Origin of the sequence: Curtobacterium sp. MCSS17_011, assembly GCF_003224275.1 — a bacterium.
Classification (GTDB): domain Bacteria; phylum Actinomycetota; class Actinomycetes; order Actinomycetales; family Microbacteriaceae; genus Curtobacterium.
In genome coordinates this window covers 36,698-54,332 of record NZ_QKLE01000006.1, presented here as the reverse complement: position 1 = coordinate 54,332, position 17,635 = coordinate 36,698, and the positions used below count along the sequence as shown (strand labels likewise).

Here is a 17,635-nt window from a genome sequence, read left to right as displayed (position 1 = left end):
TGAGCAGGGGTAACAGGTGGCGGCGGCGCAGCTCACCAAACGACGCCGCCACCTGGTCTTGGGGGAGGGTCAGCCGCCGGAGACGACGACGCCCGCCGCTGCGGTCTGCGCCTCCGTGTACGACTTCCCGATCACCGGGTCGCGGTAGATCGTGAACGTCCGGTTCACTTCCTCGACGTCGGACTTGTTGATGGCTCGGTCGTCCATGTCGGTGACCTTGATCCGGTACGCCGCCTCGATGCGGTACACGGCGCTGGGGCCGACACCGTCCTGCGCGAGCGTGAGGGCCCGGTAGTACGAGTCACCCGAGTCGGGGTCCTCGTCGTAGATCCACGCCGCGTTCTTGTCCGACGGCCACTCCGACACCGGCTTGCCGTACGCGAGGCCCTTCGTCCACCCGTTCGTCTCACCGAACGCCACCTGGAAGGTGTGACCGCGGCTGGTGACGTCGGACCGGACCGGCTCCTGGTCCTGCAGCATCTCGGTGTCGTCGTTGGACACGTCGTACGAGTGGCTGATGCCATCCGTAGTGATGTAGCCCATGTTCTTGTACCCGGCGGGCAGCGCGATCGGCAGCCCGTCCGTCCCGAAGAAGGCTTCCGGCACCTCGGTGCCGTAGTCGGCGAGGGCGAGGATGACCCTGCGCCACTTGTGGACGTTGCGGTTGTCGTTGACCATCTGGTCGACCACGTCAGGCATGCGTTCTCCTTGAACGACAAAGCCGCCCGACGTGCGGACGGCTGAATGGATGATGAGTGTTGGTGAGCGGCTACTGGGGGCGCGCGTCGAGCTCGTACGTGCCGACAGCTCGACGCAGCGCCGTGTTCGAGTACGCGACGTTCCCGAACGAGTCCGACTCGCGGACCTCGTCGAAGAGGTTGCAGCGGACCATCGCGACTTCGACCTTCTGGACGAGGTCCCACACGGCGCCGCGGGACTTCGCGAACACCGTCAGATCGACGTGGAACGTCTTCTCGTAGTCGCGGCCGAACCCACCAGGGATCCGCTCCACGACGATGCACGGGACGACGGTCTCGAGGTTCGAAGGGGTCTCCGTATACGTCGCAGCACCCGTCTCCTGCTTCAAGTAGGCGAGGAGCACCTTCTCGACGTTGGGCCATACCCCGTACACGTTCATGCGCCCATCGCTCTCCGCAGGATCGCCTGCTTCGACACACCCACGTCGCCGTGCTCAACCTGGGTCGCATCAGCAGACGTCGCGATCACCCGAGCGAACGGACGCTTGTACCCGCCGTTCGCTTTCGTGCCAGGACGGGTGCCCTCCTCCACGCGGAGCGAATCACCGAACTGCTTCGCACCAGCCGAGTACGCCAGCCGCTGAGCTCGGGGCAAGATCCGGTCCGCCTTGTCCCGCATCGCCTTCCGCACCGCAGGATTCCGGACCGCCTGATCGATGATCCCCCGGCCGATGACGACCTTCGGCATCAGCCGACCGGCGGTGCCGCGTACTCGAAGTCCGCGATGACCGCCAGCTTCTCCGGCTTCGTCTTCGCCCCCGACAGGTCGATGCCATGAGCGTCAGCCCACGCCTCGATCTCCGCGACCGTCCACGACTCCGAAGGAACCGTGTCCACCGCAGGAGTGTGCTTCGGCTCCACCAGCCCCAGACGCACCGCGTCCTCGAGCCGGTACTCGTTGCCGTTCACGCTGATCTTGTCCGACATCCGTCAGCCCTTCGTCTCGGTGATCACGAACTCCGTGTGCGGGAGCACGTTCCAGTACGTCTGCGGCCGGCCATCGACGTAGTACGTCGCGCCGCGCCAGATGACCGTGTCCGCGGCCTGGATCCAGTCCTGCGGTTCACGGGTCGACACCATCCACCGTGAGGTGACGATGTCGTTCTGCCCGAGGGATTCCTTCGTTCCGACCGGCTGCACGTTGCAGCCCCCGATGACCTCGTCGACGACAGCCTCCGTGGGGACACCGTCCTCGTCCGGTACACCCTCGGTGGTGCGCTGCACCGTCAACGTGTCCCGGTGCAGCATGTTCGAGAGGATCACCAGTGGTCACCGCCGATGCGGTACCGGGCGACCGCACGAGCCCACTGCGACGTCGTGCCGACCGTCGCAGCGGCAGCCATCGCGACCTGCTCCTGACCCGACGTGAACTGCGACAGCCACGGCGACGCCTCGGAGATCGACGCCGCCTGGTCCAAGACCACTTCCTGCACATCACCCGGGATCACATCGAAACCGTGCGTGTACACGACCTCGATCGACCGCCACACGTCGGGGAACCGGGACGGGAGGCGGAGCAGCCCAGCCTCAGACCACTCAGGGTCGAGGACTGTCTGCCCCGCCACCGTCAGACTCGTGACTGAACGGACAGGCCACACTGGGAGCCGAAGCACCCGGGCCCCAGCCCCGTCGAGGACGATCGTGTCGTCCTCGACGAGGCTGATGGGGTTGCGGGTCTGACCGCGGAACCGTTCCGACGCCATCTGCAGCGCCAGAGCGATCCCACGGTCACTCTCCGGTTTGCCGAGCCTTGCCCCGAGGTCGGCTGGATCGGCCAGCGGGGGCAGCGTCGTCTCCTGCAGAGTCACGTCCTGCCTCCTCCACACCGCGTGCCTTGTTGTGCACCAGACCGAGACGGTTCGCGTCCTCGATCCGGTACCTGATCCCGTTGATGACGACCATCCCGTCCGTCATCAGCCGGCCGCCACCGTGCCGAGCTCGACGAGGGCGAGGTGCGCCGGCTTGTAGATGACCTGCGCAGCACGCAGCTCCGCACGCACGTACACGAGGTTGCGTCGTGCGTAGTCGGCGTGCTGGTTGAACGCGACCACGGACAGCGCCTCACGCTCGAGGACGTTGATCGTCGACAGGTCACCGACGAGAGCGGTGCCCTCCGGGATCGCCTGCGCGGTCACGTACGGACGGCCCCACAGAGTGCGGGGACCAGCACCGAACGGACCGTTGCCGTAGAAGCGCTGGTTCCCGTCCTGCATGAGATCCAGCACCTCAGCGTCGGCCGGGTTGAGGACGATGCCGGTGACCTGTGCTCCGACCTCGTCGAGGGCGGTGAGCGCCTTGCGGATCGACACGGGGATCTTGACCGGGTCGGTGCCAGCAGCGGCGATCTGCTGGATGCCGGTGGTGTTCAGGATGCCCGTGGGCTGGCCTGCAGCGCCCGTCCCGTTGAGGAGGTAGTTCTCGATCACAGCCCGGATGTTGTACGCGAGCTGCCCGTTCAGGTACGACGCGAACGCTCCCGCGTCGGCGAGGAGCTCGTTCGTGACGGTGTAGCCGTCGGCGTAGGTGAACACCTTGCCGGTGGCGATCGCCGTCGACAGGTCGGACAGAGGCTTCAGAGCAGACGCGGGGTCCGTCGGCAGGATCTCATCCTTGACGATGCCCGCGTTGCGGAGCACCGACGTGATCTGCACGTAGTCGAAGCTGTTGCCGGTGATCGACCCAGTCGAGATCAGGTCGAGCAGCGTCAAGGGACGCTGGTACGTCAGGTCGACCTGCGGCAGACGAGTCGGCTGCAGGCGCCCCACGGAGACGGACAGCGGGTTCGGGTCGGCCTTCAGCCCGCGACCCTTCGCGCCGACGGTGACCTTGGGCAGCTGGATCAGTGACCCCTCGCCAAACCCGCCCGGGTTCGACTTGATGAGCTGCTGGTACGGCGCCGACTCCGTGTACGCCTCACCGAACGACTTGAAGCCATCGGGCTGCTCGTCGGCCGGCTCCGGCTCGTCGTCGGACTTCGCCGGCGACGTCGACGCGAGGAGCGTCTTCATGTTCGACTGCGCGTCGTCCGCGGCCTTCACCTGGACGGTGAGCTCGTCGGCCTGCGACTTCAGCTCACCGATCTTGGTGATCTCGTCCGCCGTGAACTCACGGTCCTCGGACTTCGCCAGGTCGGCGATGCTCTTCGCTTCGGCCAGGACGGCCGCGAGCTTCTCTCGGAGCGTCTTCATCGTTCCTCCATCAGGATCAGTTCTGCTGCGGTCGCCCAGGCCGCCACTTGGGCATGAGTAAGGCCCGCCGATTTCGACGGGCCTGACGGTTCCCCATCCTGGGGAGGTGAGCTTTCCGGCGGGGCGCCGGAAGATTCAGTCGGGTCGGGCGGAACCTCGACGTTCGGCGTCGGCTCCACCTCCCGAGGGTCGGCAGCGAGTTCCTCACGCACGATGCGGCGGATGTCCTCGTCGGACTTCGTGCCGAGCAGCTGCGTGTCCGGGTTCATGCCCTTCAGCGTGGGCCCGAACTCGATCAGGTTCAGCTTCCGGAGCTCGAAGAACTCGTCCTCATCCTGGGTGACGTAGCCACCATCGACGACGTCGTACCCGAAGGAGAACTCCTTCACCCGACGCTGCTTCAGCAGCTTGTACGTCTGCAGCGCCGTCGGGTTCTCGAGGTCCAGCTGCGCAGTCACGAGGAGCCCGTCCGCGGTCTCAGCGGCCGACAGGCTCCACCCGATGTGCGCGAACGGATCCGACCACTGATGCGACCAGATCGCGGGGATCGCGTCACCAGAAGCCGCCCAGTCGCGCAGCGACTCGGCGAACGCGCCAGGGACGATGACGTCGCCGCCGTGGTCCTTGTTGCCGAACACCGCGACGAGTGCCGTGAACTGACCGTCGCCGAGACCATCAGCCGTGCCGACGGCTTTCACGTTGGCGTTGAAGCTCTTCGTCTTCATGCGCTTGCCTCCAACTGCCCAGTCGCCCAGAGCACTTCCATCGCCTGCTTCGGGTCCAGCCCCTTACTGCGCAGCAGGTCGTACGCCTTCGCAACCTCCGGCGTCGCATCCCCAGGGGACGCCTGCGGGCCACCACCACGCACCACGTTCAGCGGCGTGATGATGTCGTCGCCACCGTCGATCGCGGGCCGGTTGTCCATCGCCCGTGCCTCGTTGATCGTCAGCCACGGACCACCAGTCGCGGTCGACATGATCGCCGCGGACTCCTCAAACGACCCACGCAGCTTCGCGCCCAGGTCGAACTCGACGTACAACGACTCGTCGCCGCCGTTGAGGAGAGGAGTGATGTGCGCGTTGAACGCCTGCTCGAACTGCACGAAGTGCGGGCCCAGAGCGTCGCGGTACAGCGACTGCCGGAACGCCTCCATGTTGGAGTAGTTCCCCTGCCGCGAACCGATCATCTCCGGAGGGATGTGGTACGCCGAAGCAACCTCGATGTCGGTGAGGGTGCGCCCCTCGACTTCCTGCATGTCCTTCGGCGAGAAGATGTCGACCTTCTTGACGTCCGCACCGATCGGCAGGACAGGCATCTTGCCCTCACTGCCGCCACCGTCGGACCAGTTCGACATCTCCGCCTCGAGGCGACGCATCGCCGAACCGTCGAGGGATTCGACACCGTCGACAGGCTGCTGGGTCACGACAGCCGGGAACCGCGCGCCCTTCTTCCAGATCGACCGCCGGTACTTCACCGACTCCGTGTACTCGTCGAGGATGTGCCGCAGCGTTTCGATCGGGGGAGTGCCGTTCCCGGACCCGTACCCGCGGTCGAAGAACAGACCGTCGAGGTTGATGTGCTTCGGCTTGCCCTCACCGACGTACAGGTCGACCCCGTCCACCAGCGACGTCCCCGTGAACGTGAACCGCCACGACTGCGCCGGCCAGTGCTGCAGCACAACCCCAGCCCGCGAATCCGCGGACGGCACCAGCTGCGCCATGAACCGGTCGTAGACCAGGAAGTCGCACAGCAGCGTGTGCCAGAACCGGTACTGCGTCAGGTGCTTCTGCGGCTCCCGGATCAGCTCCGCAAGCGGACCGTCCGTGACCCGCTTCCGGTCAGTGTCTCCATCACGGCGGTACACCTTCATCGGAGTCGATGCGATCTTCGTCGCGATGAAGTCGACGACCTTCCGCACTGATGGCTGCGACTGCCATATCGAGTACGCCGACTGCGCGTAATCCGTCAGCGGCAAACCGGGGTCAGCGACGATCGACCGGCCGTCGTACCGCCACGGCGTCGACAGTGACGGGAACTCCGCGAGGATCTGCCCGTTCGACTGGTCCGACGAGCTCTTGAAGAACAGGCTCACGTCATCCTCCAAGCGATCAGCAGCAGGGCCACACCGGCAACGACGAGCGCCGCCGGCCAGTACACGGCCGCGACACCGGCGGTGACGAGCAGAACCCCGAGGATCTCGAGGAGGATCACGACAGCTGCACGAGTCATCACGCCACCTCCGAGGTGCCGAACACGCTCGCGTCCGGATCGTTGTACGGGTTCTTCTTCTTCGGCTTCGTGACCAACGCCTCCGACAGGGCGTTCACCGTCGCAGCGACACCATCGATCTTGTCCATCGAGTGCGCCTTGTTCGGCTTCACGTTCCCGTTCGCGTCGATGTCCACCGACAGGTTGTCGACGTTCCACCGCAGCACCGGGTTCCCACCCGTCCGGAACAGCGGCTTCTCCTCGCTGCCAGTCAGCAGCAGACGCTGCAGCTCCTTCAACGGAGGCGACAGGCGCCGGAAGTCCTGATACACGCGCACCAAGTTCTTCACGCCGGAGTCCTGCAAGCTGTTGACCATCTGCGTCGAGTTCCACGGGTCGAACCCGATCGACACGACATCGAACCGGTCCAGGTCCGCTTGGATCTGCGCCTGCACGAACGCGTAGTCGGTGACATTCCCTGGGGTGGTCCGCAGATGACCCTCCCGAACCCACGCCGAAGCATTGCCTGCGGTGCGCTTGTTCAACGCATCCAGGGCCCCCTCGGGGATCCAGAACCGGGCGAGGACGTCGTACCCATTCCCATCCGGGAACAGCAGCACCCACGCGGTGAGGTCCGAAGCGGACGCGAGGTCCCAACCGCCGAACGCCTTCCGCCCAGCAAGCGTCGCCTCGTCCACCGTGCCGGCGTTCCGATCCCACGAGTCGAGGGTGAGGAAGCGGGCCTCCTGCTTGGTCCGGATCCCGAGGTGCAGCCGCAGGTAGTCGCCGAGCTCCGCGGGGGAGTTCTTCGCCTTCAGCGCCGCCGCATCGAGGTACTTCCGCGACGGGCTGATCCCGTACCCCGGGTTCGCCTTCCGCTGCGTCTCCGAAGCGAACGGATCATCCGCCTCGTCGGCACCCCAGATGGCGCCGTACCAGGAGTGATCCTTGATCGTCCCCGCAGCCAGCTTCTCGACGTACAGCCGCGTCTCGTCGTAGATCGTCCCCGACTTCGACGCGTCCGGCGTCGTGATCCGGATGCCCAACGGCTGCGTACGCGAACCACGACCAGTCTCGAGCGTCCGCACCAGGTCCGGCGTCTTGTGAACGTGGAGCTCATCGACGATGAAACAGTGCAGGTTCGCACCGTGCTGCGCATCAGCCGCAGACGAGATGACCTCGATGTACGACCCCGACTTCGGGTGCACGATCCGCTTCTGATGCGCCTTGAACCGACCAGCAAGCGCCGGCGTCTTCTCCACCAGCTGCTTGATCGGCCCGAACACAAACCCCGCCTGACGCTCCGTCGAAGCGGCCGTCACAACCTGCCCACCAGACTCACCGTCGGCGCCAGTCATGTACACGGCGATACCACCCGCAAGAGTCGACTTCCCGTTCTTGCGGGGAACATCGACCATCACGTCACGGATGATCCGAACCATCGCGAGAGCATCCTCATCCCACTGCACCCACCCGAACACCGGAGCGATCACGTACGCGATCTGCCACGGGTCAGGGTCCAGCGGCTTCCCCGCCCACTTCCCCTGCGTGTGCCGCAGCAAGTGGAACGTCTTCAGCACCCGATCAACCCGCTCCGGGTCGAACTGGGCACCCTCAACTTCACGCGGTTCCGGGGTCTTGAACTTCGGCGGGATCTCCGGCAGCGGGTAGCCACGATCCCGCAAGTACCAGGCGACCTCCGGAGACAGCTTCAACCGCTCAAGGTCTGCCTCGGCCAGGACGTCAGAACGGGTTGTCGTCTTCCCCATCGTCGGACTCCTTCGCCAAGCTCTGCTCCGAGCTCGGCGTCAGTCCAAACTCCCGTGCCAGCAGCTGCAGCCGATGCCCCGCGCTCCGCCGGATCGCAACCGCCGGATGCGGGATCTCACCCTGCTTCGCCTCGATCGTCAACGACCCGTGCTCCTGCAGAGCGAGCGTCGCCTCCTTGAACTCCGACCACGTCTCGCAGTACGTCGCCAGAACCGCCCGATCCTCCGCCTTCACGATGTCCAACCGCGTGAGCTCCGGAACCACACGGTTCCACTCAGCGACCGCCTCATCCGACAACCACTCAGGAGCCGACGGAGGCACACGCTTGAACGCCGGAGCATCCACCACCTTCCGGCCACCACTGTCACGACCGTTCCCGCGGCCCTCAACGAGCCTGAGAGCAGCCGGCTTCGCAGCACGAGGCATCAGGACCCCCTAGTAGCCGTAGTGAGACGCGAAACACGAGGCCACCGGCGGGCGCTCTTATCCGCGGATTCGCTGTGATGTTGACGCCCCTACCCCCGGGTAGACACCTCGCTCACCGTCTCTCGGTCACTCCGTCGTCTGGACTGCGCGTGTTGTAGCTCACTGTCAGGTGGCTGCGCCCGCTACGGCAGTTGGTTCCAGAGTTGGGAGGCGAGGGTTTCGGTGTTGCGGTTCTGGTGTCTCAGGGTGGTGAGGCGTTGGGCTCGTTTGAGGGCTGCTTGTCGTGTCTTGTGGTCGTGGTGTGGGTTGCAGAGGGGCTGCCAGTTGCTGTGGCCCCACATGGCTCCGCCGTCAGCAAGCTCGAGGATGTGGTCAACCACAGTGGCTGGTCCGTCGCACACTCGGCACCGTGGGTTGGTGCGGAGGTACTGGGTGGACTCTGTCCGCCATCGTGCGGTGTTGCGTCCGTCGCCTGGGATGACGCGGTGTGCGCCGCTCTTGCGCTTGCGTTGGTGTTCGGCACAGCGCCCACGGTTGGTGGCGAGTTCGTCGCAGTCGAGGGCTGAGCAGCGCATGGGTGCGCGGGTGGGCATCAGTCCCTGTCCTCTACGACGTCGTCCATCGCGTCATTGATCTCGGCGACTGTCTGCGGGTGCGGGGTGAGCGGCACGGGCCACCGGTTACTGCGCACCCGGTGGCTGCTGATGTCGTCAGGTGGCTGACTCGCGGATCGCATGGCGTGCTTCGTGTCGTTCGCGGCGGCGGGTCATCCGCTTGATGCTGGACCGTGCGCCTGCTCGTTGGAGGTAGCAGAGGTACTTGCGTCCCCAGCGGCTGTACGCGTCCCATTCGGCGCCGGTCTTGCGCTGTCGACGTCCCATACTCACGATGTACCCCATTTCGGAGCGTTGGTTTGGTGTCAGCGGCTGGATCCGAGTAGATCCGTACCCCGTCAGTCGACGGTGATGCCGAGGTCGCGGATGGTTTCCACAACTTCGTCGCCGTACATGCGGAGGCCGCGTGCTTCCCAGGCGTTGGCGACTTCCTCTTCGCTGAGGTGCACGTCCGCGTGGGCGGTGTTCTGGGCGATGAGGGTCAGCTGTTTCTCGATGCCGGCGAGGAGGTTGAGCTTCGCGGACCGGTACTCGCCGAGGCTGAGGTCGCCCGCGGTCACGCCTTCACCGGTTCCGGGTCGCCGTACGTGGTGGTCTTGACCACCGTGGCGAGGGTCACGTCGGGTTCAAGCATCGCGGCCCGCATGTTCGACTCGATGCGGTGGAGTTCGTTGACCGCTTCGGCCTGGTCGACGACGTACGAGCTGATCGCCTTCCCGCCGCGAGCGACGGTGAAGACGGTCTCCTTGATGGGCTCAGGCACGTTCGCCTCCTCGGTGGTGGTTGGCCGACCCGTCCGGGTTCCGCATGCCAGCGCGGGTTGCCTCGGGGGTCTCGGCCTAAGGGGTCCTCGTGACTCGACGCAGCGCGATGGCGATCATTGATCTGCGGGTGACGAGGAAGTGTTAGTGGCGAGTGCGGAAGGAGCCGGCTGACCGACCGGCAAAGGCGCGCGCCCACGAATGGGCACGATGTGTAGTCCGCTCAACGACGCTCGCCGCGCCGTCGGTCACAGCCCGGATCCGTAGGCGTCTTGTTGTCGCGGATGTGTCCCCGCGGGTGGACTACCACCATCGTCGGAGCCAACCCGAAGTGGCTCCGACAGCCCCATCCCAGGAGCGATCATGGGAGAAGCCCCGACCGGTGACCATCGGGGCTTCTCTGGACACACTGGTCCGACGTACTTGCAATTATGCCACAAAACATGTCCGTTCGGACGTGTTTCAGGGCATGGTTCTGCCCGCGTGTCGTCCAGTTTCTACGGGGTGAGCTGTTCGGCTTTCTCGATGATCTCGTCGCCGAGTTCCGCGACCGCTTCGAACCCGACCCACTCCGTCGCGGATCCGATGATCTCCGGGCAGGCCCTGCAGGTTGCCCTGGGCCTGATGGGTTGGTCGTCGACCTTGCGGTACTCGACGATGATCGGCCACCTGAAGGTCTCGCCCTGCTGGTCGGTCCAGAACTCGGACAGGCAGACGGGGCATCGGGTGCGGATCTCGAGCCGTTTCGGTGGTTCGAGTTGGCTGCGGATGCTCCGCACCCACCGGCGGAGTTCGTCGTGGTACCAGGTGATGACGTCGGGGTCGTTGTTGCGGCCGTTGAACGCCACGTACCACCTTCGGAGGGAACCGGACACGTCGTCCTTCACCCACGCCCCGCCGAGGACGTCACACCAGCCTCGGACCGCCGCAGAGATGCGTTGCCACTCGGCCAACGCTTCGGACTTCACCATGTTCCGTTCCCGTGCGGCGACGGACTTCGACCCGCCGTCGTTGCCTGCGGACGGGGTGATCGACGCGTACAGCTGATCCAGCAGGCTGGGGTGCTGCACGGAGTGGATGCCGACGTACGTGCCGTCATCCGCTGTCTGCGTGATGTGCTCGGTAGACGGCTTCGTGAGGACGTCCACCACATCGAGGAGATCAGTCACTTGGTGTCTCCGTAGTGCAAGCCGCGAGACATGATCTCGGGGATGGCCACGTCGACTACTGAGCCGTTGGTCACGCTGAAGTAGCGGGGGTCGGTCCTCAGGAACGCCATGACCTTCCTCGCGATGCGACGGCTCGGCTGCCCGAATCCGTCGTCTTCCATGTGCGCAACCTCGTCTGGGATGTCGACCTTGATCTCGATGGTCACCTGCATCAGAACGGCGTTTCGTCGTTGTAGCCGTCGGACGGGGCGGACCAGACGTCGTTCGACTGCTGCGAGCTCTGCTGCTGCCCCCCCTGCTGACCCGTCTTCGACCGGCGGTCGTCGATCCCGATGCTCGGGTTCCGGAGGACCACCGTCGCGCCGGCCCCGTTCTTGCCCTCGTACAGCTGCACCTCCGGGTCGCCGGTGATGGTCACGTACGTGCCCTTCTGCACCCGGCGGGCGTAGTACTCGGCGTCCTGGTCCCAGAACGTCGCTTCCGCCCACGTCACCTGGCCGACGTTCTCGTACCCGCCGGTCTCGAGCTTCTTCGACCAGGAGTGCGCCACCCGGATCGACAGGACCTTCTTCCCGGTCTGGGTCTGGTTCTGGCGGGGCTCAACAGCCCAACCCTCAACGGTCATCGTTGCCTTGCTCATGCTGCGAACTCCTCGGTGTTGATGTGCTTCGCGAGGAGGGCCGGCTGAAAGCCGCCCCACACCTCATCTCCGAAGCCGGACGGGCTGGTCGGGTCGGGGGTCTGCACGACGACGATCGGCGCCGCTGCGATGCCCAGCTCACGGGCTGCAGCGATCACCCCTTCGTCTTCCGCGGAGTCGTGGATGTACGGCACCTTGTGGTCCGTCAGCCACTTGTCGGTCAGCCGGCACTGCACGCAGGCGGGCTTCGAGTAGACACGGACGGTCTGCTGAGTGGTCATGGATGGTTCCTTTCGGGTGGGTTCTGGTTGTTGGTCATGAGGCCCACTCCACGGCTCGGGAGAAGGTGCCTTCCCACGACAGGCGGACGTCACCGGTCGTGCCGTGGCGGTTCTTCGCGACGTCGATGACGAGCTCTTCGCTGACACCGTCGCCGCCCTCGCGGCGGAGGAGCATGACGACGTCTGCGTCCTGCTCGATGGCGCCGGACTCGCGGAGGTCGGACAGCTTCGGGATGTTGTCGGCGCGGGATTCCGACTGTCGGTTCAGCTGCGACAAGGCGATGACTGGGACGTGCATGTCTTTCGCGAGGATCTTCAACTGGCGGGAGAACTCCGCTACCTGCAGGTGCCGGTCCTGCTTCGACCGAGACGTCATCAGCTGCAGGTAGTCGACGACGACCGCGGCGAGCTTCCCGTGCCGTGACACTGAACGGGCGTGCGCTCGGACGTCGGCTGCGGAGATGTTCGACCGGTCGTCGATCGCGATGTTCAGTTCGTCGAGGCGTGCCCGGTTCGCGGTGAGCTTCTCCCACTCGTCGGGACGCATCTTGTTGTTCTTGATGTGCCCCACGTGGATGGCGAGCCGTTCGCTGATGAGCCTGGCGACGAGTTCGTCTTCGGACATCTCGAGCGAGGAGAACGCGACCATGCCCTGCTCGGCGAGTTGAGCGGCGATCTGCGCGGCGATGACGGTCTTCCCCATGCCCGGCCGTGCGGCGACGACGTACACGGCGCCGGGACGGAACCCGCCGATCGCCTTGTCGAGTGTCGGCCAAGGCGACGGAACGAACGTGGTCGTCTCGTTCATCCGTGCGATGACGCCGGGAAGGATGTCCCGAACGAACCGCACCCGTGACCCTTCCGTGCCGGCGACCTCGTCGATGATCTGCCGCGCACGGTCCGCCATGTCCGACGCGCTCATGTCCACCAGACCGATGCCGCGGATGGCATCAGTGGCGGACAGCAGCCGACGCTGCATGCCGTGCACGGCGACGATCTCCGCGTACGACTGCACCGCTGCTGCGAACGGCGTGTGGTCCGACAGGGTCAGCAGGAACACGTCATCGTTGGGCAGCGCCTGCAGCAGGGTCACCGTGTCGATGTGCTGACCGTTCGCGTGCATCGTCCGCATCGTGTCGAAGACCCGCGCGTACTGGACCTGGCTGAAGTCGGTGCCCTGCAGGCCGATGTCGTCCAGCGCCCGGCCTCCCGTCGCGACCACAGCGCCGAGCACTGCGAGTTCCGCGAAGTCGACCGTCTCATTCGTCGTCGTCATTGAACGTCCTCCGGTTTTTCGTCTCAGATGGCTTCCATCCGCGCTCCTCGGCGCGCTGCTGGTCGGACAGCAGCCAGTTCTTCCACGCCTTGACCCAGTCGAGCTTTGTGGCGGTGCGCCCCGAAGCTGCCTGCCAGTGGTTCACGAACATGTCCGTCGCACGGCGTCCGTCGACTGCAGGTGCGTGCTCGAGAGCCCACGCGACCATGTCCTGGTTCACGGTGAAGTCATCAGGGATCCGGGTGCCGCGCTTGCGCGGACTCTCCTCGTTAGAGGAGTAGGTAGAGGTAGAGGTGTCGGAAGGGTTTCCGGAAGGGTTCGTTGAAGGGTTCGCTTTACCCTCAACCGAAGGGCTAACCGAAGGGTCATCTGATGGGATGGCCGATGGGTAATCGGATGCCTTCTTCACGTTGATCTGAGGGGTTCCGAGCAGTGTCCGCATCCCGGGCAGCTCCCACACGTTCACACCCGTGCCGACCTTGCTGAAACCGTCCGGGTTCTCCCGCTGCAGCCGGTTCAGCTCGTGGGAGATGACCCCACGAAGCCGCCCGGATGCGATACCGGCGAACTGCCGGATCGCCCCCTTCATCGGGTTCGGCTGCAGCAGGATTCCGTCGTGTCGGAAGAACGAGCGGATGAGCGCTTCTTCCGTTTCTCGGTCCACGACCATGAAGTGCGCGGACTCTAGCTCAACAGCCCATTCCTCCACGAGCGCCGGTGTGACGTCAGAACTCATCGCTGCGATGCGCACCGTCCGCCAGTCGGCCACACCACACGCGTTGAGCGTGGGGGTCGTCAGGATGTGCTGGTACAGCCATTGCGCCCCGTGGGTGAGTTCTCTCCATGACGAATCGCCCCAGAGGTCTGTTCGCAGGTTGGCGCGATCACGTGGCATGGTTACTCACCTCCTTCTCTGCCATCGCGACGCCGTCTGCGATGGCTTGCTTGATGTCCTCTTCGGGGAGTCGGTGCTCACGTGCGAGGACCACGAACCGGTGCACGTCCCGGCCGACCATGTGCAGGTGCGTGACCGCGGCCTGCTGCCTGCCGTTCATGCCCATCTCGCTTCCCAGTCGACGACTGCGAACCTGTCGGCTTGTGCTTGCCCGCCGAGCTCGTCGAGGTTCACCCAGCCGGCACGGTGGTGAAGGATCGGGACTGCTGCGGGGTCGGTTCCTTGCGGCATGAGCAGCCCGAGCCGGAACGCGTCCCGTCGGTGCGCTTCGGTCCAGCCGTGGCACCCGGCCGTCCCTGTGCCGCAGAGGGTGACAGCGTTCGCGGCGAGGTTCGCGGACACGGCGGACGTGCCACCCATGCCCCGCGGGCGGCGGTGGTGGATGCTGTACGCCCCGGTGAGGATCGATCGGCCGCACCGGAAGCACTGGTACCGGTCACGTTCGAGGACTGTCTCCCGCACGTTGCGGGTGAGACCTGCTGGCCGGCGGCTCACGAGTCGTCTCCCATCGGGATCCACGTGGCGCGGAGGTACTGCTTCGTCGTGTTGGTGGTCTTCCCGTCGCAGCGGACGGTGACGCCCCCGTCGTCGGTGACAGCGAGGACCTCGAGGTACGCGCCGGGGGTGGTCTTCGACTCCATCCACGTGCCCGGTTCGATGCTGCTCATGCGTCCGTCTCCTTCACGAGAGGCTGACCGCCGACAGCGCGTGCGGCGGGGATGCCCATGCGTGCGCGGCGCGCTCCGATGGCTCCACGTGACTGCCCGAGTTCGCGTGCGATCTCCCCGTCGGTTGCGCCTTCACTGTTGCGGCGGCGGATGAGTGCGTCGCGTTCCTCGCGGGTCACCTGGACGGTTGCAACAGCGGGCGCTTCCGGGATCACCTTGATGACGAGAGCCCGGATGAGGGTCGACACTTCGGCGCCCTGCTTGGTGGCTTCCCGGTTGAGGGTCTTGAAGCGTTGGCGGGGGATGTGGACGAGGACTGGGACGTCGAAGTCGCTCATCGGGCACCTCCCGCGGTGAAGACGTCGATCTCGGTGCGGGGGTTGTCGGCGTCGTGGTGCTTGCTGATGATGAGCGAGACGATCTGGGAGTCGTCAGCCCAGGCGAGGCCGTTGAGGGCGTCGAGACACAGCTTCCCGAGGTTGTCAGCGTCGACTCGTCGGTTGTCGTTGCGGAAGAACCGCAGACGGACGTTGAGCTTCCCGGCGACGGGGGTCTCGATGGTGTGGCGGACCCCGAAGGTGCGGTGGAACTCCGCAGCAATCGCGGATTCCGCGGACACGGTGCGCGAGTCGGTGAAGGTGCGGCCCCTGCCGAAGCGGGGCCTGCCCTTCGGGATGGGTTGGCCGGGGATCGTGAGCTTCAGGATCCGGTACGTGCCAGAGTTGTCGAACACGCTGGTCTCTCTTCCTGGGATGGAGGGGTTGCGAGGGTGGAGGGGCGGCGGATGTTGGCGCATCTGCCGCCCCGGTTCAGGTCAAGCGTCGCGGTACGCGGAGCGGATGACGGTGAGGACGTTGTCGGACGCGTGTGCGGCTTTCGCTGCAGCGCCGAGGGCTGCGATCGCGTCCTTGTTTCCCTGCGCGTCGTTGAGCTCGGCGAGCCAGTCGCGGCCGGACTCGTCGGGTTCCTGCGTCTCCTCCACGACGGGGGTGGCGTAGGCGGATCGGCCTGTCTCGACGTCGGCGAGGCCGAGGGCCCGCCAGAACGCGTCCATCGTGAAGTTCGGCCAGTCCTTCGGCTCGTTGAGCTGCAGACGGACTGAACGCACCTTCGAGAGGGTGTACTGGCCGCGGACGGGCATGTGCACGACGGCGTCAACGTCGTAGGGGAGGCCCTTCTCGGCCTTCACCTTCCACACCTTGTCGCCGGTGGGCTTGCCCTTGACGATCTCGGCGACTTCCTCGTACCGGGCGGTGATGATGACGGGTCCGTCGTGGAGGCGGAGGGTGTCGATGATGTCCCGCCAGTGGGTCTTGTGCTTGTTCCAGATGTCGACCCCGATCGTGGCGTCACCGCCCCGGTTGCCCTTGCGTGCTGCGCGCTGGTTCGCGTCGACCTGCGCGTTCTCGCTGATCGTTTCCCACACCTTCGTGCCGGAGTCGACAACGATCAGGGTCGGCTTGTCGCCCTTCGGTTCGGCTGCGGCTTCGTGGATGATCTTCCGCAGGCCGGTGATGGTTCCGTCGTACTCGACGATGTCGAAGTCGGCGCCGGGGATGAGCGCGTACTCGTCTGGATCTTGCTCACCGTGTCCGACCCAGAGGGTGCGTCCGACGAGCTCGGATGCGGATGCCTGGGCGGCTAGGAACGACTTCCCTGCGCCTTCCCCGCCGGCGGCGAGGAGCAACGGCCATGATGGCTTACCGGTGGGCTTCCTGGTTGCGAGCGTCATGCGTCCACCCGTCGGAGCGAGACCGACGCCCCATGCTCACGCAGGACACGGATTGCGTCACGAGCCCGGTTCTGGTCGATGCCGCGGAGAACGATGCTCGGGGCCGTGTCAGCAACTGCCTTAGCTTCCCCAAGCCCCATGCTGGTGACGCTCCGGATTGCCTTGATCGACTGGATCTTCTTTTCGTTCACGCTGTCGAGCCAGACCTCGTAGGTAGTTCCATCTGCCAGCACCGCAGCGATGTTGATGTACCCCTTGGCGATGAGCACATCCGTGGTCAGGTCGATGATTCGTCCTCGGGCTTCGATCACTTCAGCTGGGGTGTAGAGCTTCTTGGCGGTCATGCGATGGCTCCTTCTTGGAACATCAGCCACGTGGGCGGCTGCAGCGGGTCGGGGTTGATGGGGTAGCCGGGGAACTCGTCAGAGGCGACGCAGGCGGCGTACGTCTCGAGTGCGCGCCTGCCCTTCGCTGCGGCGATCTCCGCGAACTCGGGGGCGAGGGAGTACACGCCGACGAGGTACGGCGGTTCGACTTCCGCGACGACGAACTTCATCGGGAGGGTGAAGTCACCGGTGACGAGTCCGTACTGGTGCAGGTACCACCACTCCTGGACGTGGTAGCCGAAGTTCGCGACTGTGCGGGCGAAGTCCTCGGGGGATGCGCCCTTCGCGGATGACTTCAGGTCGACGGCGGTGGGGGACGGTGCGGTGAAGTCGGGAAGGAAGTCGAAACGGGCCCTCATGGCGACACCGGTCTCCGGGTCGGTGGCGAAGACGGACGCTTCCGCGTTGCCCGGCTGCTCGAACAGGGCTCGGGCGATCGGGTGTGCGAGGACCGATTCGGTCATGTCATCGACCTGCTGCGCGACCGCCGCCTTCACCGGGGTGCGGCCGGCGGTTCGTTGTTCCTCGATCCACTCCTTCGCAGCCTTGGTGGATGCGGCGCCGTTCGACGCGAGGAGGTCTTCGGGGATCGCGACGGTCGGAGCACCGGTGCCGAGGACCTTGGAGTGGACGGCGGTGCCGAGGTCGAACTCTTTCTTCGGCGGTTGCGGGTGGTCGCGGTCCCACTTGTAGCGGGCGGGAGAGTCGAGGAGCTTCCGTGCTTGGGTGGAGGACAGCTCGGGCCGGGAGTGGTAGGCGGACTCTTCGAGGTCCAGCAGGATCTGGTTCACCATGCGCGGAGC

27 protein-coding genes are annotated in these 17,635 nt (G+C 65.6%); all 27 read right to left on the bottom strand.

Annotated features, from left to right (window positions below; all coding sequences use genetic code 11):
• Nucleotides 1–69 precede the first annotated feature (69 nt).
• Entirely contained in the window at nucleotides 70–699 is a 630-nt protein-coding gene (locus tag DEJ17_RS06470; RefSeq protein WP_110892621.1) for a hypothetical protein, read from the bottom strand.
• Nucleotides 700–769: 70 nt separating this feature from the next.
• Nucleotides 770–1,138: a hypothetical protein gene (locus DEJ17_RS06465; RefSeq protein WP_110892620.1), complete on the bottom strand. Its 369-nt coding sequence runs from the start codon at nucleotides 1,136–1,138 to the stop codon at nucleotides 770–772.
• Complete coding sequence (locus tag DEJ17_RS06460; RefSeq protein WP_110892619.1) at nucleotides 1,135–1,446, bottom strand: hypothetical protein; 312 nt, start codon at nucleotides 1,444–1,446, stop codon at nucleotides 1,135–1,137. Before DEJ17_RS06460 ends, DEJ17_RS06465 begins: the two co-directional genes overlap by 4 nt.
• Nucleotides 1,446–1,685: a hypothetical protein gene (locus DEJ17_RS06455; protein ID WP_110892618.1), complete on the bottom strand. Its 240-nt coding sequence runs from the start codon at nucleotides 1,683–1,685 to the stop codon at nucleotides 1,446–1,448. The genes DEJ17_RS06460 and DEJ17_RS06455 overlap by 1 nt, the downstream gene beginning before the upstream one ends.
• A 3-nt stretch (nucleotides 1,686–1,688) precedes the next feature.
• Nucleotides 1,689–2,006: a hypothetical protein gene (locus DEJ17_RS06450; protein ID WP_146239650.1), complete on the bottom strand. Its 318-nt coding sequence runs from the start codon at nucleotides 2,004–2,006 to the stop codon at nucleotides 1,689–1,691.
• Between the two features lie 11 nt (nucleotides 2,007–2,017).
• Nucleotides 2,018–2,566: a mobile element protein gene (locus DEJ17_RS06445; RefSeq protein WP_146239649.1), complete on the bottom strand. Its 549-nt coding sequence runs from the start codon at nucleotides 2,564–2,566 to the stop codon at nucleotides 2,018–2,020.
• A 105-nt stretch (nucleotides 2,567–2,671) separates the two neighbouring features.
• Nucleotides 2,672–3,946: a phage major capsid protein gene (locus DEJ17_RS06440; protein ID WP_110892615.1), complete on the bottom strand. Its 1,275-nt coding sequence runs from the start codon at nucleotides 3,944–3,946 to the stop codon at nucleotides 2,672–2,674.
• Nucleotides 3,943–4,671 (bottom strand): HK97 family phage prohead protease, encoded by a 729-nt coding sequence (locus tag DEJ17_RS06435; protein WP_110892614.1) that lies wholly within the window; start codon nucleotides 4,669–4,671, stop codon nucleotides 3,943–3,945. The genes DEJ17_RS06440 and DEJ17_RS06435 overlap by 4 nt, the downstream gene beginning before the upstream one ends.
• Nucleotides 4,668–6,038, bottom strand: a complete 1,371-nt coding sequence (locus DEJ17_RS06430; protein ID WP_181421082.1) for a phage portal protein — start codon at nucleotides 6,036–6,038, stop codon at nucleotides 4,668–4,670. The genes DEJ17_RS06435 and DEJ17_RS06430 overlap by 4 nt, the downstream gene beginning before the upstream one ends.
• Nucleotides 6,035–6,175, bottom strand: a complete 141-nt coding sequence (locus tag DEJ17_RS17735) for a hypothetical protein (RefSeq protein ID WP_181421081.1) — start codon at nucleotides 6,173–6,175, stop codon at nucleotides 6,035–6,037. Before DEJ17_RS17735 ends, DEJ17_RS06430 begins: the two co-directional genes overlap by 4 nt.
• Nucleotides 6,175–7,923, bottom strand: a complete 1,749-nt coding sequence (locus tag DEJ17_RS06425; RefSeq protein WP_110892612.1) for a terminase large subunit — start codon at nucleotides 7,921–7,923, stop codon at nucleotides 6,175–6,177. The genes DEJ17_RS17735 and DEJ17_RS06425 overlap by 1 nt, the downstream gene beginning before the upstream one ends.
• The gene (locus DEJ17_RS06420) at nucleotides 7,898–8,350 is read right to left on the bottom strand and encodes a phage terminase small subunit P27 family (protein WP_110892611.1); all 453 of its coding nucleotides are present in this window, start codon (nucleotides 8,348–8,350) and stop codon (nucleotides 7,898–7,900) included. The genes DEJ17_RS06425 and DEJ17_RS06420 overlap by 26 nt, the downstream gene beginning before the upstream one ends.
• Before the next feature lie 952 nt (nucleotides 8,351–9,302).
• The gene (locus tag DEJ17_RS06415) at nucleotides 9,303–9,524 is read right to left on the bottom strand and encodes a hypothetical protein (RefSeq protein WP_110892610.1); all 222 of its coding nucleotides are present in this window, start codon (nucleotides 9,522–9,524) and stop codon (nucleotides 9,303–9,305) included.
• Nucleotides 9,521–9,727, bottom strand: coding sequence for a hypothetical protein (locus DEJ17_RS06410; RefSeq protein ID WP_110892609.1), 207 nt, complete (start codon nucleotides 9,725–9,727; stop codon nucleotides 9,521–9,523). Before DEJ17_RS06410 ends, DEJ17_RS06415 begins: the two co-directional genes overlap by 4 nt.
• A 495-nt stretch (nucleotides 9,728–10,222) precedes the next feature.
• A complete protein-coding gene (locus tag DEJ17_RS06405) occupies nucleotides 10,223–10,894 on the bottom strand; it encodes a hypothetical protein (RefSeq protein WP_146239648.1) in 672 nt (223 codons plus the stop codon).
• On the bottom strand, nucleotides 10,891–11,100 hold the full coding sequence (locus DEJ17_RS06400) for a hypothetical protein (RefSeq protein WP_146239647.1): 210 nt from the start codon (nucleotides 11,098–11,100) through the stop codon (nucleotides 10,891–10,893). Before DEJ17_RS06400 ends, DEJ17_RS06405 begins: the two co-directional genes overlap by 4 nt.
• Nucleotides 11,101–11,105: 5 nt before the next feature.
• A complete protein-coding gene (locus DEJ17_RS06395) occupies nucleotides 11,106–11,534 on the bottom strand; it encodes a single-stranded DNA-binding protein (RefSeq protein WP_110892606.1) in 429 nt (142 codons plus the stop codon).
• A complete protein-coding gene (locus DEJ17_RS06390; RefSeq protein WP_110892605.1) occupies nucleotides 11,531–11,815 on the bottom strand; it encodes a glutaredoxin domain-containing protein in 285 nt (94 codons plus the stop codon). The genes DEJ17_RS06395 and DEJ17_RS06390 overlap by 4 nt, the downstream gene beginning before the upstream one ends.
• A 34-nt stretch (nucleotides 11,816–11,849) precedes the next feature.
• Complete coding sequence (locus DEJ17_RS06385) at nucleotides 11,850–13,091, bottom strand: DnaB-like helicase C-terminal domain-containing protein (protein WP_110892604.1); 1,242 nt, start codon at nucleotides 13,089–13,091, stop codon at nucleotides 11,850–11,852.
• The gene (locus DEJ17_RS06380) at nucleotides 13,075–13,986 is read right to left on the bottom strand and encodes a hypothetical protein (protein WP_146239646.1); all 912 of its coding nucleotides are present in this window, start codon (nucleotides 13,984–13,986) and stop codon (nucleotides 13,075–13,077) included. Before DEJ17_RS06380 ends, DEJ17_RS06385 begins: the two co-directional genes overlap by 17 nt.
• Nucleotides 13,976–14,146, bottom strand: coding sequence for a hypothetical protein (locus DEJ17_RS17730; protein ID WP_181421080.1), 171 nt, complete (start codon nucleotides 14,144–14,146; stop codon nucleotides 13,976–13,978). The genes DEJ17_RS06380 and DEJ17_RS17730 overlap by 11 nt, the downstream gene beginning before the upstream one ends.
• A 391-nt stretch (nucleotides 14,147–14,537) precedes the next feature.
• Entirely contained in the window at nucleotides 14,538–14,714 is a 177-nt protein-coding gene (locus tag DEJ17_RS17725; RefSeq protein WP_181421079.1) for a hypothetical protein, read from the bottom strand.
• A complete protein-coding gene (locus DEJ17_RS06370; protein WP_110892601.1) occupies nucleotides 14,711–15,052 on the bottom strand; it encodes a hypothetical protein in 342 nt (113 codons plus the stop codon). Before DEJ17_RS06370 ends, DEJ17_RS17725 begins: the two co-directional genes overlap by 4 nt.
• Entirely contained in the window at nucleotides 15,049–15,447 is a 399-nt protein-coding gene (locus tag DEJ17_RS06365; protein WP_181421078.1) for a RusA family crossover junction endodeoxyribonuclease, read from the bottom strand. The genes DEJ17_RS06370 and DEJ17_RS06365 overlap by 4 nt, the downstream gene beginning before the upstream one ends.
• A gap of 81 nt (nucleotides 15,448–15,528) precedes the next feature.
• Nucleotides 15,529–16,446, bottom strand: coding sequence for an AAA family ATPase (locus DEJ17_RS06360; protein ID WP_110892599.1), 918 nt, complete (start codon nucleotides 16,444–16,446; stop codon nucleotides 15,529–15,531).
• Entirely contained in the window at nucleotides 16,443–16,790 is a 348-nt protein-coding gene (locus tag DEJ17_RS06355; RefSeq protein ID WP_110892598.1) for a ribosomal protein L7/L12, read from the bottom strand. Before DEJ17_RS06355 ends, DEJ17_RS06360 begins: the two co-directional genes overlap by 4 nt.
• The gene (locus DEJ17_RS06350) at nucleotides 16,787–17,626 is read right to left on the bottom strand and encodes a PD-(D/E)XK nuclease-like domain-containing protein (protein ID WP_110892597.1); all 840 of its coding nucleotides are present in this window, start codon (nucleotides 17,624–17,626) and stop codon (nucleotides 16,787–16,789) included. The genes DEJ17_RS06355 and DEJ17_RS06350 overlap by 4 nt, the downstream gene beginning before the upstream one ends.
• Nucleotides 17,627–17,635: the final 9 nt, after the last annotated feature.

Bases quoted from the DNA above. Each gene is read 5' to 3' on its own strand.
- DEJ17_RS06390 (WP_110892605.1), bottom strand. From the start codon at position 11,815: ATGACCACTCAGCAGACCGTCCGTGTCTACTCGAAGCCCGCCTGCGTG.
- DEJ17_RS06385 (WP_110892604.1), bottom strand. From the start codon at position 13,091: ATGACGACGACGAATGAGACGGTCGACTTCGCGGAACTCGCAGTGCTC.
- DEJ17_RS06380 (WP_146239646.1), bottom strand. From the start codon at position 13,986: ATGCCACGTGATCGCGCCAACCTGCGAACAGACCTCTGGGGCGATTCG.
- DEJ17_RS06455 (WP_110892618.1), bottom strand. From the start codon at position 1,685: ATGTCGGACAAGATCAGCGTGAACGGCAACGAGTACCGGCTCGAGGAC.
- DEJ17_RS06450 (WP_146239650.1), bottom strand. From the start codon at position 2,006: ATGCTGCACCGGGACACGTTGACGGTGCAGCGCACCACCGAGGGTGTA.
- DEJ17_RS06395 (WP_110892606.1), bottom strand. From the start codon at position 11,534: ATGAGCAAGGCAACGATGACCGTTGAGGGTTGGGCTGTTGAGCCCCGC.
- DEJ17_RS06370 (WP_110892601.1), bottom strand. From the start codon at position 15,052: ATGAGCGACTTCGACGTCCCAGTCCTCGTCCACATCCCCCGCCAACGC.
- DEJ17_RS17735 (WP_181421081.1), bottom strand. From the start codon at position 6,175: ATGACTCGTGCAGCTGTCGTGATCCTCCTCGAGATCCTCGGGGTTCTG.
- DEJ17_RS06470 (WP_110892621.1), bottom strand. From the start codon at position 699: ATGCCTGACGTGGTCGACCAGATGGTCAACGACAACCGCAACGTCCAC.
- DEJ17_RS06465 (WP_110892620.1), bottom strand. From the start codon at position 1,138: ATGAACGTGTACGGGGTATGGCCCAACGTCGAGAAGGTGCTCCTCGCC.
- DEJ17_RS06355 (WP_110892598.1), bottom strand. From the start codon at position 16,790: ATGACCGCCAAGAAGCTCTACACCCCAGCTGAAGTGATCGAAGCCCGA.
- DEJ17_RS06360 (WP_110892599.1), bottom strand. From the start codon at position 16,446: ATGACGCTCGCAACCAGGAAGCCCACCGGTAAGCCATCATGGCCGTTG.
- DEJ17_RS06460 (WP_110892619.1), bottom strand. From the start codon at position 1,446: ATGCCGAAGGTCGTCATCGGCCGGGGGATCATCGATCAGGCGGTCCGG.
- DEJ17_RS06435 (WP_110892614.1), bottom strand. From the start codon at position 4,671: ATGAAGACGAAGAGCTTCAACGCCAACGTGAAAGCCGTCGGCACGGCT.
- DEJ17_RS06420 (WP_110892611.1), bottom strand. From the start codon at position 8,350: ATGCCTCGTGCTGCGAAGCCGGCTGCTCTCAGGCTCGTTGAGGGCCGC.
- DEJ17_RS17730 (WP_181421080.1), bottom strand. From the start codon at position 14,146: ATGAACGGCAGGCAGCAGGCCGCGGTCACGCACCTGCACATGGTCGGC.
- DEJ17_RS06425 (WP_110892612.1), bottom strand. From the start codon at position 7,923: ATGGGGAAGACGACAACCCGTTCTGACGTCCTGGCCGAGGCAGACCTT.
- DEJ17_RS06350 (WP_110892597.1), bottom strand. From the start codon at position 17,626: ATGGTGAACCAGATCCTGCTGGACCTCGAAGAGTCCGCCTACCACTCC.
- DEJ17_RS06440 (WP_110892615.1), bottom strand. From the start codon at position 3,946: ATGAAGACGCTCCGAGAGAAGCTCGCGGCCGTCCTGGCCGAAGCGAAG.
- DEJ17_RS17725 (WP_181421079.1), bottom strand. From the start codon at position 14,714: ATGAGCAGCATCGAACCGGGCACGTGGATGGAGTCGAAGACCACCCCC.